Annotated in this window: 8 protein-coding genes, 2 tRNA genes and 3 rRNA genes; 6 read left to right on the top strand and 7 right to left on the bottom strand. The window is 41.2% G+C overall.

Features of this window, described 5'->3' with window-relative positions; genetic code table 11:
• Nucleotides 1–5: 5 nt before the first annotated feature.
• A complete protein-coding gene (gene ravA / locus EHE21_RS18525) occupies nt 6–1505 on the bottom strand; it encodes an ATPase RavA (protein WP_194951502.1) in 1500 nt (499 codons plus the stop codon).
• Between the two features lie 281 nt (nt 1506–1786).
• On the opposite strand from ravA, the gene rbsK reads away from it, so the two are divergent.
• Nucleotides 1787–2716, top strand: a complete 930-nt coding sequence (rbsK, locus tag EHE21_RS18520) for a ribokinase (RefSeq protein WP_194951501.1) — start codon at nt 1787–1789, stop codon at nt 2714–2716.
• A 65-nt stretch (nt 2717–2781) separates the two neighbouring features.
• Here rbsK and mdtD read toward each other — a convergent pair whose 3' ends face one another.
• Nucleotides 2782–4176: a multidrug transporter subunit MdtD gene (mdtD, locus tag EHE21_RS18515; RefSeq protein WP_194951500.1), complete on the bottom strand. Its 1395-nt coding sequence runs from the start codon at nt 4174–4176 to the stop codon at nt 2782–2784.
• 82 nt (nt 4177–4258) lie between these two features.
• On the bottom strand, nt 4259–4945 hold the full coding sequence (locus EHE21_RS18510) for a FadR/GntR family transcriptional regulator (protein WP_194951499.1): 687 nt from the start codon (nt 4943–4945) through the stop codon (nt 4259–4261).
• A 494-nt stretch (nt 4946–5439) separates the two neighbouring features.
• Between EHE21_RS18510 and EHE21_RS18505 the strand changes: the two genes are divergently transcribed.
• From EHE21_RS18505 to rrf, 5 genes are all read left to right on the top strand, one after another.
• Nucleotides 5440–6982, top strand: a 16S ribosomal RNA gene (locus tag EHE21_RS18505).
• A 71-nt stretch (nt 6983–7053) separates the two neighbouring features.
• Nucleotides 7054–7130, top strand: a tRNA-Ile gene (locus EHE21_RS18500).
• A gap of 160 nt (nt 7131–7290) precedes the next feature.
• A tRNA-Ala gene (locus EHE21_RS18495) sits at nt 7291–7366 on the top strand.
• 208 nt (nt 7367–7574) lie between these two features.
• Nucleotides 7575–10477: ribosomal RNA gene (locus tag EHE21_RS18490) — 23S ribosomal RNA — on the top strand.
• A gap of 117 nt (nt 10478–10594) precedes the next feature.
• Nucleotides 10595–10710: ribosomal RNA gene (rrf, locus tag EHE21_RS18485) — 5S ribosomal RNA — on the top strand.
• Together the 16S, 23S and 5S rRNA genes with 2 tRNA genes alongside form the textbook arrangement of a ribosomal RNA operon.
• Before the next feature lie 385 nt (nt 10711–11095).
• Here the strand turns inward: rrf and EHE21_RS18480 are convergent.
• The 4 genes from EHE21_RS18480 to acs all read right to left on the bottom strand — a co-directional run bounded on the left by EHE21_RS18480 (nt 11096) and on the right by acs (nt 17193).
• Entirely contained in the window at nt 11096–12679 is a 1584-nt protein-coding gene (locus EHE21_RS18480; RefSeq protein WP_194951498.1) for a phosphoethanolamine transferase, read from the bottom strand.
• Nucleotides 12680–13112: 433 nt separating this feature from the next.
• The gene (locus EHE21_RS18475; RefSeq protein WP_194951497.1) at nt 13113–14768 is read right to left on the bottom strand and encodes a cation acetate symporter; all 1656 of its coding nucleotides are present in this window, start codon (nt 14766–14768) and stop codon (nt 13113–13115) included.
• Nucleotides 14765–15076 carry a DUF485 domain-containing protein gene (locus tag EHE21_RS18470; protein WP_088494195.1) on the bottom strand — a complete coding sequence of 104 codons (312 nt, stop codon included), beginning with the start codon at nt 15074–15076 and terminating at the stop codon, nt 14765–14767. The genes EHE21_RS18475 and EHE21_RS18470 overlap by 4 nt, the downstream gene beginning before the upstream one ends.
• Before the next feature lie 158 nt (nt 15077–15234).
• Nucleotides 15235–17193, bottom strand: coding sequence for an acetate--CoA ligase (gene acs / locus EHE21_RS18465; protein ID WP_194951496.1), 1959 nt, complete (start codon nt 17191–17193; stop codon nt 15235–15237).
• Nucleotides 17194–17393: the final 200 nt, after the last annotated feature.

Below are 17393 nucleotides of genomic sequence, written 5' to 3'. Positions count from 1 at the left end.
TATCATTACTTTATTTGGCTTTTTAATTGCGATAATTTTTCATTAAGCTGAACAAAACTTTGCTCGATGGAAATAAGCCAATCATTATCAATAAATAAATTTGGTTGATGATGATTAAATTTTTCCTGCTCACCATAAATTTCTTGAGTCAGATCTTTTAATTTATCTAGCCACTCTTTGTTATCTTCAATAGGAGCAGCAGGCGCTGTCTCTTTTTGCTGATAAAGAGATGTTGTTCGACGACTCACATCTAAAATTTCTAATACACCATCTTGGCGTATTTGCGCATTAATTGATTGTGGGAAACCAATACCATTTAAACGCGCTAATAATTCATCCCCTTTAGCTAAAAAGTTTTCTAATGCTTTTTGCTCGATAGTAATAAAGTTAACTTGAATACTATGGATATGCAGAGGGATGTGTAAAAACAACGTGAATTTATCAGCCTGCATTTTTTCTGATAGGCTAAAATGTGCATTTCGCCCAAACATTCCACTTTGTTTTTCAAAACGAAAGGCCTGTTGATCTTGTTTACTTCTTGTTGATTGCATCCACTCAGCCCATAAACTTTCTGTTTTTCTAATTAACTCTAGCTGGTGGTAGGCTTGCTCTGTTAAAAGGCTTTGTAATAGTTTATCTAATAACGCAAATGATGCTTGGTCATGCCACAGGCAATCTTTTAATAAAATAAGATCTAACGGTGAAATAGCACTACGACCATTAAAAAAAGCACTGGCTTGTAAAAGGCGTACCGCTTTTTTCCAGCGTCTATCTGAAACATAAGGTGCTGCATCACTTTTATCTAAAGACTCACGAAGTTGATAAATTAAATCAAATAAGTGGTCATCTAAAGTGATCTTTTCTAATTCTGATTGCCAACGTGAGAACTCTTCTGCGGTAATTTGAATATGTTCTGGAATATGAAAAGAGCCTACTTCTTTATTAATAAGTAATGCACGAAAATTTTTCTTATCTTGTACTTTGGTTAACCAAATACGAATAAGCATTCGGTCATATAGTGCTTCAAGACTACTGTCTGAATCCGGTAGTTCATTAGAGGCGGATACTAATAAACGCATTGGAATAGCAACTTCAGCTTCTCCATTTCTAAATTTACGCTCATTAATCGCCGTTAATAACGTATTAAGAATAGCAGGCCCTGCTTTCCATATTTCATCAAGAAAAACAACTTCAGCATCAGGTAAATATCCTTCAACCAAACGCTGATATTTACCTTCATCTTTTAAAGCTTGAATAGATAAAGGGCCAAAAATTTCTTCAGGGGTTGAAAAACGCGTCATTAGGTATTCAAAAGCTTTAGCCTCTTTAAAGGCTTCTTTCATTCTTCTGGCTATTAAACTTTTAGCAATACCTGGAGGGCCAAGTAAGAAAACACTCTCACCACTCAGTGCTGCAAGTAAACAAAGACGGATAGCTGACTGTCGCTCATAAAGCCCAGTTTCAAGATATTGGCTAAGTTGTGAAATCCGCTCTGCAAGTTGCATAAACACTCCTAATAATGGGTACTTATTTTCGTCATCACCCTGAAAATATCAGAAAAGGATTGCTGACATATAGTCAAACATTCTATTAGCACACAAATTGTTTATAACAAAAATCGATTCAGCTTCCTACTGCTTATTTTTGGTTCTTTTTTGTTTTACTAGCGAAACGTTTCGATGGTGATCACGTTTTTTCATTAATGTTGCTGAGATGATCGGTTTAAAATATTGAATGTCATTTATGCAATACATCTAGAATTTATTACTGAGAGTAAGGAAAAATCATGGAAGCGAAGAAACTTGTGATTTTAGGTAGTGTTAATGCTGATCATATTCTTAATGTTGCCCATTTTCCGCTTCCTGGTGAAACCATTTCAGGTAACCAATTTCAAATGGTCTTTGGCGGTAAAGGTGCTAATCAGGCAGTCGCTGCTGGGCGTTGTGGTGCGAATATTTCATTTCTTGCTTGTTTAGGAAATGACGATATTGGTAAAAAAGCCAAAGCTCAATTAATAACAGATAACATTGATACCAAGAGCATTGAATTAATTGATGACGTAGCAACAGGTGTCGCGCTGATTTTTGTTAATCAGCAGGGTGAAAATGTCATCGGTATTCATGCGGGTGCTAATGGACGACTAGATACAAGTTATGTTCAGCGCCATGGGAATATAATAAAAGAAGCTGATGCTCTATTAATGCAATTAGAATCACCACTTGATTCTGTTTTGAAAGCCGCTGAAATCGCTAAACAAGAAAATGTGCAAGTAATATTAAATCCAGCACCTGCTCAAGCATTACCTGATGAGCTGTTATCACTTGTGGATATTATTACGCCAAACGAAACAGAGACTGAATATCTGACTGGAATTAAAGTCGTAGATGATGAAAGTGCTCAACAAGCAGCGGATGTTCTACATAATAAAGGTATTAAAACGGTTCTTATTACATTAGGAAGCCGTGGTGTTTGGGTAAGCGAACTAAATAATAAAGGTTGTATTGTTCCTGCATTTAAAGTGAAAGCAGTAGATACCATTGCGGCTGGTGATACATTTAATGGTGCATTAATCACTGCTTTATTAGAGGGGCAATCTATGATGCCAGCGATTAAGTTTGCTCATGCAGCCGCTGCCATTGCTGTCACTCGAGCTGGTGCTCAACCATCAGTACCATGGCGTCATGAAGTGGATGCTTTTTTAGCTTCATCCTTATAGAGTGTTTCTTCTATATATAAAGAAAAAGAGAGCATAAGCTCTCTTTTTTAGTTTGAATAAAGCTATTAGGCTTTTTTCTTTTTATTAGTTAGATTATCGCCATCATGTTTATCAAGGAGTAAGAATACAAAGGAAGACAGCAATGTAATGATACCAACCGTAATAAAAGTATAATGGAAGTTATCAACCGTAGTACCCACATTCTCTGTATCAAAATATCCTAAAATAGATGCACTCACTGCAATACCAAAACTAATTGCTAATTGTTGAGTGACAGCCAAAACACTATTTCCTGAACTTGCGTTGTTGTCTGTTAAATCAGCCAATGAAATTGTATTCATTGATGTAAATTGTATAGACATGACCACTCCTAATAAAAAGAGTGGAATGACAAGATAGTAAATAGACATATCCGGTGATTGAAGTGAGAACTGAGCTATCATCAAACCAATGATAATTGTGATAGCAAAGAGTGTTCGGCGATAGCTAAATTTCACTAAGATCTTTGTGACAAATGATTTTGCTAAAATAGAACCTAAAGCCATTGGTGCCATCATCATACCGGAAATTATTGCAGGGTAACCAAAACCCACTTGCAACATAAGTGGCATTAAGAAAGGAATACACCCAGTTCCTAATCTTGTTGCAATATTTCCTGCAATACCGACAGAGAATGTGCGTGTTTTAAATATATTGAGAGGGATTAGTGGTTGCTGGTGGCGTCTTGCATGATTGACGTATAACCCTAGTAAAGAAAATCCCCCTAAAATAATGGCAATAGGAATATAGCGAGAGATATTTTTATCACCAAAAAGATCAAGACTGACAGAAAGCATGACTAAGCCAAAACCAAAGAAAACAAAGCCAAGTAAATCAAACTTACGTTTTGGCATGGTGAAATTAGGCATATGCTTGATGGCATAGAAAATACCTAATAGGCCAATAGGAATATTTATAATAAATATCCAATGCCAAGAGGCATAAGTCACCAATACCCCTCCTAAAAGAGGTCCTGCTATGGGACCTACTAATCCTGGCATTGTGACAAAGTTGAGAATGGGCAGTAATTCGCTGCGTGGATAAGCTCTTAATAAAGCAAGGCGTGCAACCGGCATCATCATTGCACCACCTATACCTTGTATAATTCGTGAAATAACAAGAAAAGTGAGGTTAGGAGAAAGTGCACATAATAAAGAGCCACCAGAAAATAAAGAAACCGCAATAATAAAAATTTTACGTGTTCCGAATCTATCGGCTAACCATCCACTGACGGGGATTAATAATGCAACAGTTAATGTATAGCTGATAACAGCCGATTGCATCGCGAGAGGAGAATGATTAAGGCTTTTTGCTATGTCTGGTAATGCCGTATTAAGAATGGTTGCATCGAGAGCCTGCATAAAGAAAGCCATTGCAGCAATCCAAGGCAACCCAGACATATTTTTGGCGGATTTCAACATGAAGCATATACCGTCTTTGTTCTATATTTTGATTATCGCTTCATTATAAACAGAAAACCTATAAAATTTGTATTAAAACTATTCAATCACTCGTTAATAAGATTAAACAGAGATCACGCGCCTTATTTCCATCTTTATCAATAATTGCCTGAACAATTTGATTATGTGTTTCCGGTTGAACAGTTTCATTACCCACAATAAGATCAAAATACTTTTTATAAGCAGAAAGAAATAATGAGCCAAAAGAGGCAAAGAACGGATTGCCACTTGCTTGATAAATGAGATAGTGGAATTGAGTATCGATATCTAGCCAATGTTGTCTATCAAAACTCTCATCAAGCAACTGCATTTCTCTACCAAATAAAGCAAGAGACTGTTTTTGGCTTTCGGTTGCATTAAATGCGGCTAAATAACAGGCTTGGGGTTCTATTGCTAAACGGACATGATGGAAATAATGGCTGACTTTATTAAATTCACCACTGTCTATCCACCAATTAAGAAGATCATTATCTAATAGATTCCAATTTTGCATTGGAGTGACACGAGTACCTATTCTTGGACGAGGTAAAAGCATTCCTTTAGCAGCAAGCATTTTTATTGCTTCTCTAATAACAGTCCTGCTGACGGAGAGTAATTCTGCTAATTCTATTTCTCCTGGTAACAAAGATTCAGGTTCATAGTGACCAGAAAGAATTTGTTTACCTAATTTTTCAGCAACTATATAAGAAAGATTCTTTTGAGAAGCTGAACGTTGTTCGCTAAATTGCATAATAAAGGTTACCTATACCATAATTTATCTTCTATCTTACGTGAGTCAGCTAGAGAAAGCTGTTCGGATTTTACGCTATCAGCATAAAATTAGAGCGTTTTTCTTTATTTTGTTGAAAAAAAAAGCGAACAGAAAAAAAGTTGAAATAAATACTTGCGCTAATCCGAGAACTCCCTATAATGCGCATCCACTGACCGACGATGAGCTGACAACAGCCGCGAAGGACAGCGAAGAGAAAAGAAAAAAGTTTGAAAAAACTCTTGACTCTTCAGAGGAATAACGTAATATACGCCTCCTCGCAACAACGCAGAAGACCGGAAACGGCAGCGAATGTTGCACTGCTCTTTAACAAATTATCAGACAATCTGTGTGGGCACTCGCAGAGACGATATCTTCTAAAATATTAGATGTATCAAGTCTTGAAGAGTGAACAACAAAAGTAAATTCATTTATGAATAGCTAAGTTTTCGATTTCTTTGAGCATCAAACACTTTTAATTGAAGAGTTTGATCATGGCTCAGATTGAACGCTGGCGGCAGGCCTAACACATGCAAGTCGAGCGGTAACAGGGGAAAGCTTGCTTTCTTGCTGACGAGCGGCGGACGGGTGAGTAATGTATGGGGATCTGCCCGATAGAGGGGGATAACTACTGGAAACGGTGGCTAATACCGCATGACGTCTACGGACCAAAGCAGGGGCTCTTCGGACCTTGCGCTATCGGATGAACCCATATGGGATTAGCTAGTAGGTGAGGTAATGGCTCACCTAGGCGACGATCTCTAGCTGGTCTGAGAGGATGATCAGCCACACTGGGACTGAGACACGGCCCAGACTCCTACGGGAGGCAGCAGTGGGGAATATTGCACAATGGGCGCAAGCCTGATGCAGCCATGCCGCGTGTATGAAGAAGGCCTTAGGGTTGTAAAGTACTTTCAGCGGGGAGGAAGGTGTTAAGATTAATACTCTTAGCAATTGACGTTACCCGCAGAAGAAGCACCGGCTAACTCCGTGCCAGCAGCCGCGGTAATACGGAGGGTGCAAGCGTTAATCGGAATTACTGGGCGTAAAGCGCACGCAGGCGGTCAATTAAGTCAGATGTGAAAGCCCCGAGCTTAACTTGGGAATTGCATCTGAAACTGGTTGGCTAGAGTCTTGTAGAGGGGGGTAGAATTCCACGTGTAGCGGTGAAATGCGTAGAGATGTGGAGGAATACCGGTGGCGAAGGCGGCCCCCTGGACAAAGACTGACGCTCAGGTGCGAAAGCGTGGGGAGCAAACAGGATTAGATACCCTGGTAGTCCACGCTGTAAACGATGTCGATTTAGAGGTTGTGGTCTTGAACCGTGGCTTCTGGAGCTAACGCGTTAAATCGACCGCCTGGGGAGTACGGCCGCAAGGTTAAAACTCAAATGAATTGACGGGGGCCCGCACAAGCGGTGGAGCATGTGGTTTAATTCGATGCAACGCGAAGAACCTTACCTACTCTTGACATCCAGAGAATCCTTTAGAGATAGAGGAGTGCCTTCGGGAACTCTGAGACAGGTGCTGCATGGCTGTCGTCAGCTCGTGTTGTGAAATGTTGGGTTAAGTCCCGCAACGAGCGCAACCCTTATCCTTTGTTGCCAGCGCGTGATGGCGGGAACTCAAAGGAGACTGCCGGTGATAAACCGGAGGAAGGTGGGGATGACGTCAAGTCATCATGGCCCTTACGAGTAGGGCTACACACGTGCTACAATGGCAGATACAAAGAGAAGCGACCTCGCGAGAGCAAGCGGAACTCATAAAGTCTGTCGTAGTCCGGATTGGAGTCTGCAACTCGACTCCATGAAGTCGGAATCGCTAGTAATCGTAGATCAGAATGCTACGGTGAATACGTTCCCGGGCCTTGTACACACCGCCCGTCACACCATGGGAGTGGGTTGCAAAAGAAGTAGGTAGCTTAACCTTCGGGAGGGCGCTTACCACTTTGTGATTCATGACTGGGGTGAAGTCGTAACAAGGTAACCGTAGGGGAACCTGCGGTTGGATCACCTCCTTACCTAAGAGATACGTGTTATGTGTAGTGCTCACACAGATTGTCTGATGAAGAACGAGCAGAAATACCGGTATAGGCTTGTAGCTCAGGTGGTTAGAGCGCACCCCTGATAAGGGTGAGGTCGGTGGTTCAAGTCCACTCAGGCCTACCAAATCGTATTGATACTGCGTTGTGAATTCACTCGTTTACTTATTGTAAACTTCGTGACTCCACGCCTTGTCTCACTGCGATTGGCTCAATTCTTAATTAAAGGAAACTTTCCAATAATAAAGAAACCTGAGAAACAAAAACGGTATTAAAGAATGCATTATGGGGCTATAGCTCAGCTGGGAGAGCGCCTGCCTTGCACGCAGGAGGTCAGCGGTTCGATCCCGCTTAGCTCCACCATAATCTCTTGAATATAAAATAATAATTCAGAGTATATTAGCAATAGTATACTGCGAATTATTTTGCTCTTTAACAATCTGGAACAAGCTGAAAAATTGAAAACAAATCAATATATCACCGAGGTATATTGATGAGTCTCTCAAAATCTCAGACCTTGAAGTGTGAACTCAAGACATTGGTCTTCGAGAGAAACATCTTCGGGTTGTGAGGTTAAGCGAATAAGCGTACACGGTGGATGCCTAGGCAATCAGAGGCGATGAAGGACGTGCTAATCTGCGATAAGCGTCGGTAAGGTGATATGAACCGTTATACCCGACGATTTCCGAATGGGGAAACCCAATATCCAATGGATATTATCATGACGTGAATACATAGCGTCATGAAGCGAACCGGGAGAACTGAAACATCTCAGTACCCCGAGGAAAAGAAATCAACCGAGATTCCCCTAGTAGCGGCGAGCGAACGGGGAACAGCCCAGAGTCTTAATCAATAGCAGCATCAGGAGAACGGTCTGGAAAGTCCGGCAGTAAAGGGTGATAGCCCCGTATCCGAAGATGCTGTTATTGTGAACTCGACGAGTAGGGCGGGACACGTGTTATCCTGTCTGAACATGGGGGGACCATCCTCCAAGGCTAAATACTCCTGATTGACCGATAGTGAACCAGTACCGTGAGGGAAAGGCGAAAAGAACCCCGGCGAGGGGAGTGAAAAAGAACCTGAAACCGTGTACGTACAAGCAGTAGGAGCCTCTTTATGGGGTGACTGCGTACCTTTTGTATAATGGGTCAGCGACTTATATTCTGTAGCAAGGTTAACCGTATAGGGGAGCCGTAGGGAAACCGAGTCTTAACTGGGCGAATGAGTTGCAGGGTATAGACCCGAAACCCGGTGATCTATCCATGGGCAGGTTGAAGGTTGGGTAACACTAACTGGAGGACCGAACCGACTAATGTTGAAAAATTAGCGGATGACTTGTGGATGGGGGTGAAAGGCCAATCAAACCGGGAGATAGCTGGTTCTCCCCGAAAGCTATTTAGGTAGCGCCTCGTGAACTCATCTTCGGGGGTAGAGCACTGTTTCGACTAGGGGGTCATCCCGACTTACCAACTCGATGCAAACTGCGAATACCGAAGAATGTTATCACGGGAGACACACGGCGGGTGCTAACGTCCGTCGTGAAGAGGGAAACAACCCAGACCGCCAGCTAAGGTCCCAAAGTCATGGTTAAGTGGGAAACGAAGTGGGAAGGCTCAGACAGCCAGGATGTTGGCTTAGAAGCAGCCATCATTTAAAGAAAGCGTAATAGCTCACTGGTCGAGTCGGCCCGCGCGGAAGATGTAACGGGGCTAAACCATGCACCGAAGCTGCGGCAGCGACACTATGTGTTGTTGGGTAGGGGAGCGTTCTGTAAGCCTGCGAAGGTGTACTGTGAGGTATGCTGGAGGTATCAGAAGTGCGAATGCTGACATAAGTAACGATAATGCGGGTGAAAAACCCGCACGCCGGAAGACCAAGGGTTCCTGTCCAACGTTAATCGGGGCAGGGTGAGTCGACCCCTAAGGCGAGGCTGAAAAGCGTAGTCGATGGGAAACGGGTTAATATTCCCGTACTGGTGGTAACTGCGATGGGGGAACGGAGAAGGCTAGGTTGTCCGGGCGACGGTCGTCCCGGTTCAAGCATGTAGGCAGAGTGATTAGGCAAATCCGGTCACTTAATGCTGAGGTGTGATGACGAGCCACTAAGGTGGTGAAGCAATTGATGCCCTGCTTCCAGGAAAAGCCTCTAAGCTTCAGGTTACCAACAATCGTACCCCAAACCGACACAGGTGGTCAGGTAGAGAATACTCAGGCGCTTGAGAGAACTCGGGTGAAGGAACTAGGCAAAATGGTGCCGTAACTTCGGGAGAAGGCACGCTGGCGGTAAGTGAAGTCCCTTGCGGACGGAGCCGAAGCCAGTCGAAGATACCAGCTGGCTGCAACTGTTTATTAAAAACACAGCACTGTGCAAACACGAAAGTGGACGTATACGGTGTGACGCCTGCCCGGTGCTGGAAGGTTAATTGATGGGGTTATCCGTAAGGAGAAGCTCTTGATCGAAGCCCCAGTAAACGGCGGCCGTAACTATAACGGTCCTAAGGTAGCGAAATTCCTTGTCGGGTAAGTTCCGACCTGCACGAATGGCGTAATGATGGCCAGGCTGTCTCCACCCGAGACTCAGTGAAATTGAACTCGCTGTGAAGATGCAGTGTACCCGCGGCAAGACGGAAAGACCCCGTGAACCTTTACTATAGCTTGACACTGAACATTGAGCCTTGATGTGTAGGATAGGTGGGAGACTATGAAGTGTGGACGCCAGTCTGCATGGAGTCAACCTTGAAATACCACCCTTTAACGTTTGATGTTCTAACCTAGGTCCATAATCTGGATCGGGGACCGTGTCTGGTGGGTAGTTTGACTGGGGCGGTCTCCTCCTAAAGAGTAACGGAGGAGCACGAAGGTTGGCTAAGCATGGTCGGACATCATGCGGTTAGTGCAAAGGCATAAGCCAGCTTGACTGTGAGAGTGACGGCTCGAGCAGGTACGAAAGTAGGTCTTAGTGATCCGGTGGTTCTGAATGGAAGGGCCATCGCTCAACGGATAAAAGGTACTCCGGGGATAACAGGCTGATACCGCCCAAGAGTTCATATCGACGGCGGTGTTTGGCACCTCGATGTCGGCTCATCACATCCTGGGGCTGAAGTAGGTCCCAAGGGTATGGCTGTTCGCCATTTAAAGTGGTACGCGAGCTGGGTTTAGAACGTCGTGAGACAGTTCGGTCCCTATCTGCCGTGGGCGTTGGAAGATTGAGAGGGGTTGCTCCTAGTACGAGAGGACCGGAGTGAACGCACCACTGGTGTTCGGGTTGTCATGCCAATGGCATTGCCCGGTAGCTAAGTGCGGAAGAGATAACCGCTGAAAGCATCTAAGCGGGAAACTTGCCTCGAGATGAGTCTTCCCTGTCACCTTGAGTGACCTAAAGGAACGTTTAAGACTAAGACGTTGATAGGCTGGGTGTGTAAGCGTAGCGATACGTTGAGCTAACCAGTACTAATGAACCGTGAGGCTTAACCTGACAACACCGAAGGTGTTTTGTCTGAGAGACAAACAGTAGATGAAGTAAGCTTGTTTAAGATTGAATATTGCTGGTTATGACGAGAAATCGAAGTAACGGGTAATAAAACCGAATTTGCTTGGCGGCCATAGCGCAGCGGACCCACCTGAATCCATGCCGAACTCAGAAGTGAAACGTTGTAGCGCCGATGGTAGTGTGGGGTCTCCCCATGTGAGAGTAGGGAACTGCCAGGCATTAAATAAGACGAGAAAGCCAACCCAATGGGTTGGCTTTTTTACGTTTGGGGTTTTAGCTACTCTGAATAAAAAACTATTTTAATTGCTGATAAAGTAATGAACCCGCCGCTGCTCCTGCAACATCGTAAGCAAAATCATGCTATAGAGAATAAATAAAGCTAAAACTGTTGTTATATTCCTCTATAAAAGAGCCACTCTTAACGCTGTTGAACCCTATTCCTGGCACTCTATTGGCACGATTATTCTCTTCTAACATCACTTAATTTGATATCTTTTAGCTCTGGTTATCTCAGACAGATCTTATTAGAAATAGATAATGAGGATATAAATACACTTTTTATTATTAAGTGTATTTCGTATTTAGATATTTTTGACGAGGATATTATTGTGGTTCCTGCTCTTCTGAACTTAATAAATCATAGTTTAAGAGGTTTTTATTCCCATCAATAACAGTTATGGATGATTTAGGCTGATAGCATTCATTTAATGGTGAATGGCATTGTTTTGGTGAGTTATGTTCTATCCCAAGCCAGCTACTTAACAGCCAATAGTTATTTACTGTTGAATAAGGCTTATTTACTGCATCATCATTAATAATAGGTTTAATAGATGATGGGCTATACCAAATAAATAGGGGTATATCATAAGCTTCTTTTCGTGGTGTATTTACACCATGATGATAACGGATCTCTCTATTTTTATCGAGACGCTGTAAAGCGTGATCTGCAAAGTAGAGAATAGAAGCTGGCTTATCTTTGACTCTCTCAATAATGTCATTAATTAATTTATCTGTATAAGCGATAGAGCTGTCATAGCAGTTATCATCATCTTCTTGTGTGAATTTCTTTAAATATTGATTCGGAAATCGATTACAAGCCGGTTCGTGGCTACCATATGTATGTAAGATGATGAGTTTTTTCTGTGCAGATGGCTCATTGAGAGCCTGATCTAAATAAGGAAGTAGCTCTTCATCATATCCGATAAACTCATTCCACTTTTTATTTTGAGCCATATTAGCAATAACAGAAATAACACTGGTCTTTTGATTGCCTTCACCTTGGTTACTTAGCCAATATGTTTTAAATCCGGCGTGATTAGCGAGAGAAACAATATTATCAGCATAATGATTTTTATCCTGTAACTGCTCCAACCCTATATTTGAGAGTGAAATGGGTACAGAGAGAATAGTTACTGGTGCGGGAGAATAAACTTGATTGAATAGAATAAGATTATTCTTTTCTTTCATTAGGTTAGGTGTTGTATCATGCTGATAGCCATAAATTCCTAGATGATCTCTGCGAACTGACTCACCAAGGATAAGAATATAGATTTCTGTATTATCACTGTTTTTATTATATTGATACTCAACTTTCTGAGCAGCAATTTTTCTAATTTGGCGATTTTCATGAAAGGTTCGGACAAGTGCTGCGGCATTATAAAAAGGGGTATTTAGAAGAGTATATTCTGCAAGTAATTTACTTTTGTTATCGTTTCTTAATGCTAAGTTTTTATATATTGGAATAATGGCGATTAATATAACAAATGCAATCACACTTTTTTTTGTTGTTTTTAGATCAGAGACTCGAGCCGCTTTATGGATGAGAAAATAGTAAATGGCAAAAGCACATAGATAAAATAAGACATAGTACTTATTATAAGAAAGCATACCGACAGTTTCACTGCCGTTAGTATTAATAAAAGTTTCAGCAATAGATGATGAAAAAGCAATATCGTGTTCACGATAAAAAAACAGAGAAATAGAAAGGTTTAAAGCCCATAATGCACTAATAATGAAGGTTATTACTTTTCCAAAAACAGAACGATAAATACCACTACACATCAGCATAAGTAGCCAACCAATAAGAACAATATAGATTTTTTGTTCTATATACAGCGTTGAACCACCCAATATTGCAGGTACGATAGATAAGAAAAATAAAAGTGCGTAATGAGTTAACCGAGACATAATCTATTTAAAAACTACCACCTCTTCTTATGTAGAATAAAAAGTTAACCATTTACTTTTTGACAATACAAGCCTTGTTTGGCTGAAGTGTGTCTGAAATTGCTATTATTATGGCTATTCCTCACTATTTTGGGCTTTTTGAGTTTATTAATAAGCGATATAGCAAATAAGTTGTGTTTGTTTTTGTTTGTAATTTATTGATTTTAATTTAATTTATCTTTCTATTTATAATAATGAAATAACTAATAATAAGTTATTTAAATAATCGTATAGATATGTAGTTAAAGCTTAAAATTATTCTAAATAAGTAGATAATAGAAATATCATCGAGATTTTTATGATGATTGATGAAAATGTTGAAAATGAATAACCCCAAAGTTAAAAATCACTTTGGGGTTACTTTTATTTAGAAAGATAACATTATTTCAAGCTGTTAGTGTTGTTTACCTTGTTCAATGCCTAAGCCAATTTGAGAACGAATAAACTGTGCTTGGAATTTTGCTTTCTCTTGCTCACCTAAAGATGATTTATCTGTAATAGAGAAAAGCCACGAGACAACAAAAGCAATAATTATTGAGAATAATGCTGGATATTCATAAGGGTAGATAGGTTTTTCATGGCCTAAAATACTCACCCAAATTGTTGGTCCTAAAATCATTAATGTGACCGCTACTAATAAACCAGACCATCCTCCCGCCACAGCACCTCGTGTTGTAAGCCCTTTCCAATACATAGATAACAATATGATTGGGAAGTTACAGCTTGCCGCAATAGAGAAAGCTAATCCCACCATAAAGGCGATATTTTGCTTTTCAAATAAAATACCTAAACCGATAGCGACGATGCCTAAGATAACGACAGTAATTTTAGATACTTTTAGCTCTTGTCTTTCATCGGCATGACCATTTTTAATTACATTGGCGTAGAGATCATGTGATACCGCAGATGCACCCGCTAGAGTTAGTCCTGCAACAACAGCTAAGATAGTGGCGAAGGCAACGGCTGAAATAAAGCCTAAGAAGAAATTACCGCCAACAGCATCGGCTAAGTGAACTGCCGCCATATTGGTTCCACCAATCAAAGCACCAGCGGCATCTTTGAACACAGGATTAGGGCTAACGAGTAAGATAGCGCCGAAACCAATGATAAAAGTAAGGATATAGAAATAACCGATAAAACCTGTTGCATAGAAAACACTCTTACGGGCTTCTTTTGCATCGCTAACAGTAAAGAAGCGCATGATGATATGAGGAAGTCCCGCCGTACCAAACATAAGTGCAAGACCTAAAGAGAGAGCAGATATAGGATCAGAAACCAAACCACCAGGGCTCATGATAGAGAACCCTTTTGAGTGAACACTAACGGCTTCTTTAAATAAGGTGTTGAAATTAAAATCGACAGCTTTCATAACCATAACAGCCATAAAACTTGCACCTGCAAGTAATAAAATGGCTTTAATGATTTGAACCCATGTGGTGGCTAGCATGCCCCCGAATAGAACATATAGCACCATTAGAATACCGACGAGTACAACGGCAATATGATAATTTAAGCCGAAAAGGAGTTCGATTAATTTTCCGGCACCTACCATTTGTGCAATCAGATAAAGTGCAACAACAACTAGTGATCCAACAGCTGAAAGTGTTCTAACGGGTTTAGGGCTTAAGCGATAAGAAACAACATCAGCAAAGGTATAACGCCCTAAATTACGTAAGCGTTCAGCAATGATAAAAAGAATGATAGGCCAACCGACTAGAAATCCAATTGAATAGATAAGTCCATCATAACCCGAGGTATAAACTAGTGCAGAGATCCCTAAAAAGGATGCGGCAGACATAAAGTCACCGGCGATAGCCATTCCGTTTTGAAAACCCGTAATTTTCCCGCCAGCAGTATAGTAATCAGCACGAGAGCGGGTACGTTTAGAAGCCCAATAAGTGATGTAAAGTGTTAATCCTACGAATATTAGGAACATTATAATGGCCTGAATATTCATAGGTTGTTTCTCACCTCCTTCTGTTATTGCGGTAGCGTAAGCAACCGTTGAGGAGAGGAAAAATAAGCTTATTGCATAGAGTAACTTTCTCATTTTTCTACCTCTTCAATAATTTCAGCGGTAAGTTTGTCGAACTCTGTATTGGCTTTAATAACGTAAATGCCTGTTAATAAAAATGAGGCGATGATTAAGCCCATACCAATAGGAATACCTCGAGTAATGTAGCTTCCTTCATACAGTGGCGTACCTAACCATTGTGGATAGAACGCTATAAGTAAGATAAATGAGACATACATAACGAGCGTAATAATTGAAAGTGTCCATGAAAAACGACTACGTTTATTAACCAGTTCTTTAAAGCGAGGGTTGTTTTCTATCTCTTGATAAATATTGGCATTCATCAGAGTTCTCCTCTATATAATTGTTTGGTTTATCACTTGATTTAGAGGCTTCAATCCCCCGCATTTCATGATTTTTAGGTAAGAGAGCCCAGCAAAGACATTTTCATGCCTTTGCTTTGTCGTATTACGTTTTTTAAATGACAGCTATTTGTTGTGTGTTAAGCAGTGAGTGATAGAGACTGTTTTTCTTCTAACAGTTTCTCTACAACACCCGGATCAGCGAGTGTTGAGGTATCCCCGAGGTTAGTTGTGTCGCCAGAGGCAATTTTACGCAAGATACGACGCATAATTTTCCCTGATCGTGTTTTGGGTAAGGAATCTGTCCAATGTAGGATATCTGGTGTGGCTATTGGTCCTATTTCTTTACGTACCCAGTTGCGAACTTCAGTGTAAAGTTCAGGTGTTGGCTCTTCACCGTGATTTAAAGTGACATAAGCATAAATAGCTTGCCCTTTAATATTGTGAGGAATACCAACTACTGCGGCTTCTGCAATTTTAGGGTGTGCAACAAGAGCGGATTCAATCTCTGCTGTTCCTAAACGGTGACCTGAAATATTCAAGACATCATCAACACGTCCTGTTATCCAATAGTCACCATCTTCATCACGGCGAGCACCATCACCAGAGAAATACATACCTTTAAAGGTTGAGAAGTAAGTTTGTTCAAAACGCTCATGATCACCAAAAAGTGTTCTTGCTTGACCCGGCCAAGAATCAGTAATCACTAAGTTGCCTTCGCAAGCCCCTTGTTGTACTTCTCCCATATTATCGACAATTGCTGGCTGAACACCGAAGAAAGGACGTGTTGCTGAACCCGGTTTTAGGTCCATAGCACCCGGCAATGGCGTTATCATGAAACCACCGGTTTCTGTTTGCCACCATGTATCAACAATAGGACATTGGCTACGCCCCATCTTCTGATAGAACCATTCCCATGCTTCAGGGTTAATAGGTTCACCTACAGAGCCTAGAATACGCAGAGAAGTACGTCGAGTACCTTCAATCGCTTTATCACCCTCAGCCATTAATGCACGGATTGCGGTAGGTGCAGTGTATAAGATATTGATTTGGTGCTTATCAACAACTTGGGCCATACGGTTAACCGATGGATAATTAGGAACACCTTCAAACATAACGGTAGTGGCACCATTTGAAAGAGGACCATACAGTAAGTAGCTGTGTCCTGTTACCCAACCCACATCAGCGGTACACCAATAAATATCGCCTTCGTGATAATCAAAGGTGTATTTAAAGGTCATTGATGCATAAACGAGATAGCCCCCAGTTGTGTGCAGTACACCTTTAGGTTTACCTGTTGAGCCAGAGGTATACAGAATAAAGAGAGGATCTTCCGCGTCCATAACTTCAACATCACATTCTGTGCTGACACCTTGAATGATTTCATCCCACCAAACATCACGTCCTTCAATCCATTGTTCGGTATGTCCTGTTCGACGAAATACCACTACATGATTAATAGGAGGGATATCGGCATGATTTAAAGCATCATCAACATTTTTCTTTAACGGGATAGCGCGACCCGCACGTAATCCTTCATCAGCTGTGATCACTAATTTAGCTTTTGAATCGATGATCCGACCTGCAACAGCTTCAGGAGAGAAACCGCCAAAAATGACAGAATGGATAGCTCCAATACGAGTACAAGCGAGCATAGCAACCGCGGCTTCTGGCACCATCGGCATATAAATCGCCACAACATCGCCTTTTTTAATACCTAAGTTTTTTAATACGTTAGCGAACTGGCAAACATCTTGATGGAGTTGTCGGTAAGTGATTTTTTTCGACTCATTCGGTGAGTCGCCTTCCCAAATAATGGCGACTTGATCTCCTCGTGTTTTAAGGTGGCGATCAAGACAGTTTTGACTGATATTTAGCTGACCATCTTCAAACCAGCGAATGCGTACATGGCCTGGGTCAAAAGAAGTATTCTTTACCACAGTATATGGTTTTATCCAGTCAATGATTTTCCCTTTATCTGCCCAAAAGGCCTCTGGGTTTTTGATGGATAATTCATAATCTTTTTGGTATTGCTCTTTATTGATCAGGGCGTGTTCTGCAATGCTTGCAGGAATATGATGTTGGTTTATTTTTGTCATAATAGTTCTCCTCACTGTTGTTAATACTATGTCAAAAAGTCGTTAACAAAAGAGGGCGAATAAAGATTGTTTCTTTTTTGCGCAGAAGATCACGAATTAATGGAAATGCTTTTCATGGAATGTTCAATTAGTGCTAAAGCTAGCTAGGCATTATTTATCTACTATTTTCTTGTTTAATAGGATCATCGTTTAATAGAACG

This window comes from Proteus sp. GOKU (assembly GCF_015475555.1).
Classification (GTDB): Bacteria; Pseudomonadota; Gammaproteobacteria; order Enterobacterales; family Enterobacteriaceae; genus Proteus; species Proteus mirabilis_B.
The sequence above is the reverse complement of the archived record's forward strand: the minus strand, read 5'-3'. Positions and strand labels throughout refer to the sequence as shown.

What these genes read in the sequence shown, in the direction of transcription:
- mdtD (WP_194951500.1), bottom strand. Translation starts at nt 4,176, where the DNA reads ATGTTGAAATCCGCCAAAAATATGTCTGGGTTGCCTTGGATTGCTGCA.
- EHE21_RS18470 (WP_088494195.1), bottom strand. Translation starts at nt 15,076, where the DNA reads ATGAATGCCAATATTTATCAAGAGATAGAAAACAACCCTCGCTTTAAA.
- ravA (WP_194951502.1), bottom strand. Translation starts at nt 1,505, where the DNA reads ATGCAACTTGCAGAGCGGATTTCACAACTTAGCCAATATCTTGAAACT.
- EHE21_RS18510 (WP_194951499.1), bottom strand. Translation starts at nt 4,945, where the DNA reads ATGCAATTTAGCGAACAACGTTCAGCTTCTCAAAAGAATCTTTCTTAT.
- EHE21_RS18475 (WP_194951497.1), bottom strand. Translation starts at nt 14,768, where the DNA reads ATGAGAAAGTTACTCTATGCAATAAGCTTATTTTTCCTCTCCTCAACG.
- rbsK (WP_194951501.1), top strand. Translation starts at nt 1,787, where the DNA reads ATGGAAGCGAAGAAACTTGTGATTTTAGGTAGTGTTAATGCTGATCAT.
- acs (WP_194951496.1), bottom strand. Translation starts at nt 17,193, where the DNA reads ATGACAAAAATAAACCAACATCATATTCCTGCAAGCATTGCAGAACAC.
- EHE21_RS18480 (WP_194951498.1), bottom strand. Translation starts at nt 12,679, where the DNA reads ATGTCTCGGTTAACTCATTACGCACTTTTATTTTTCTTATCTATCGTA.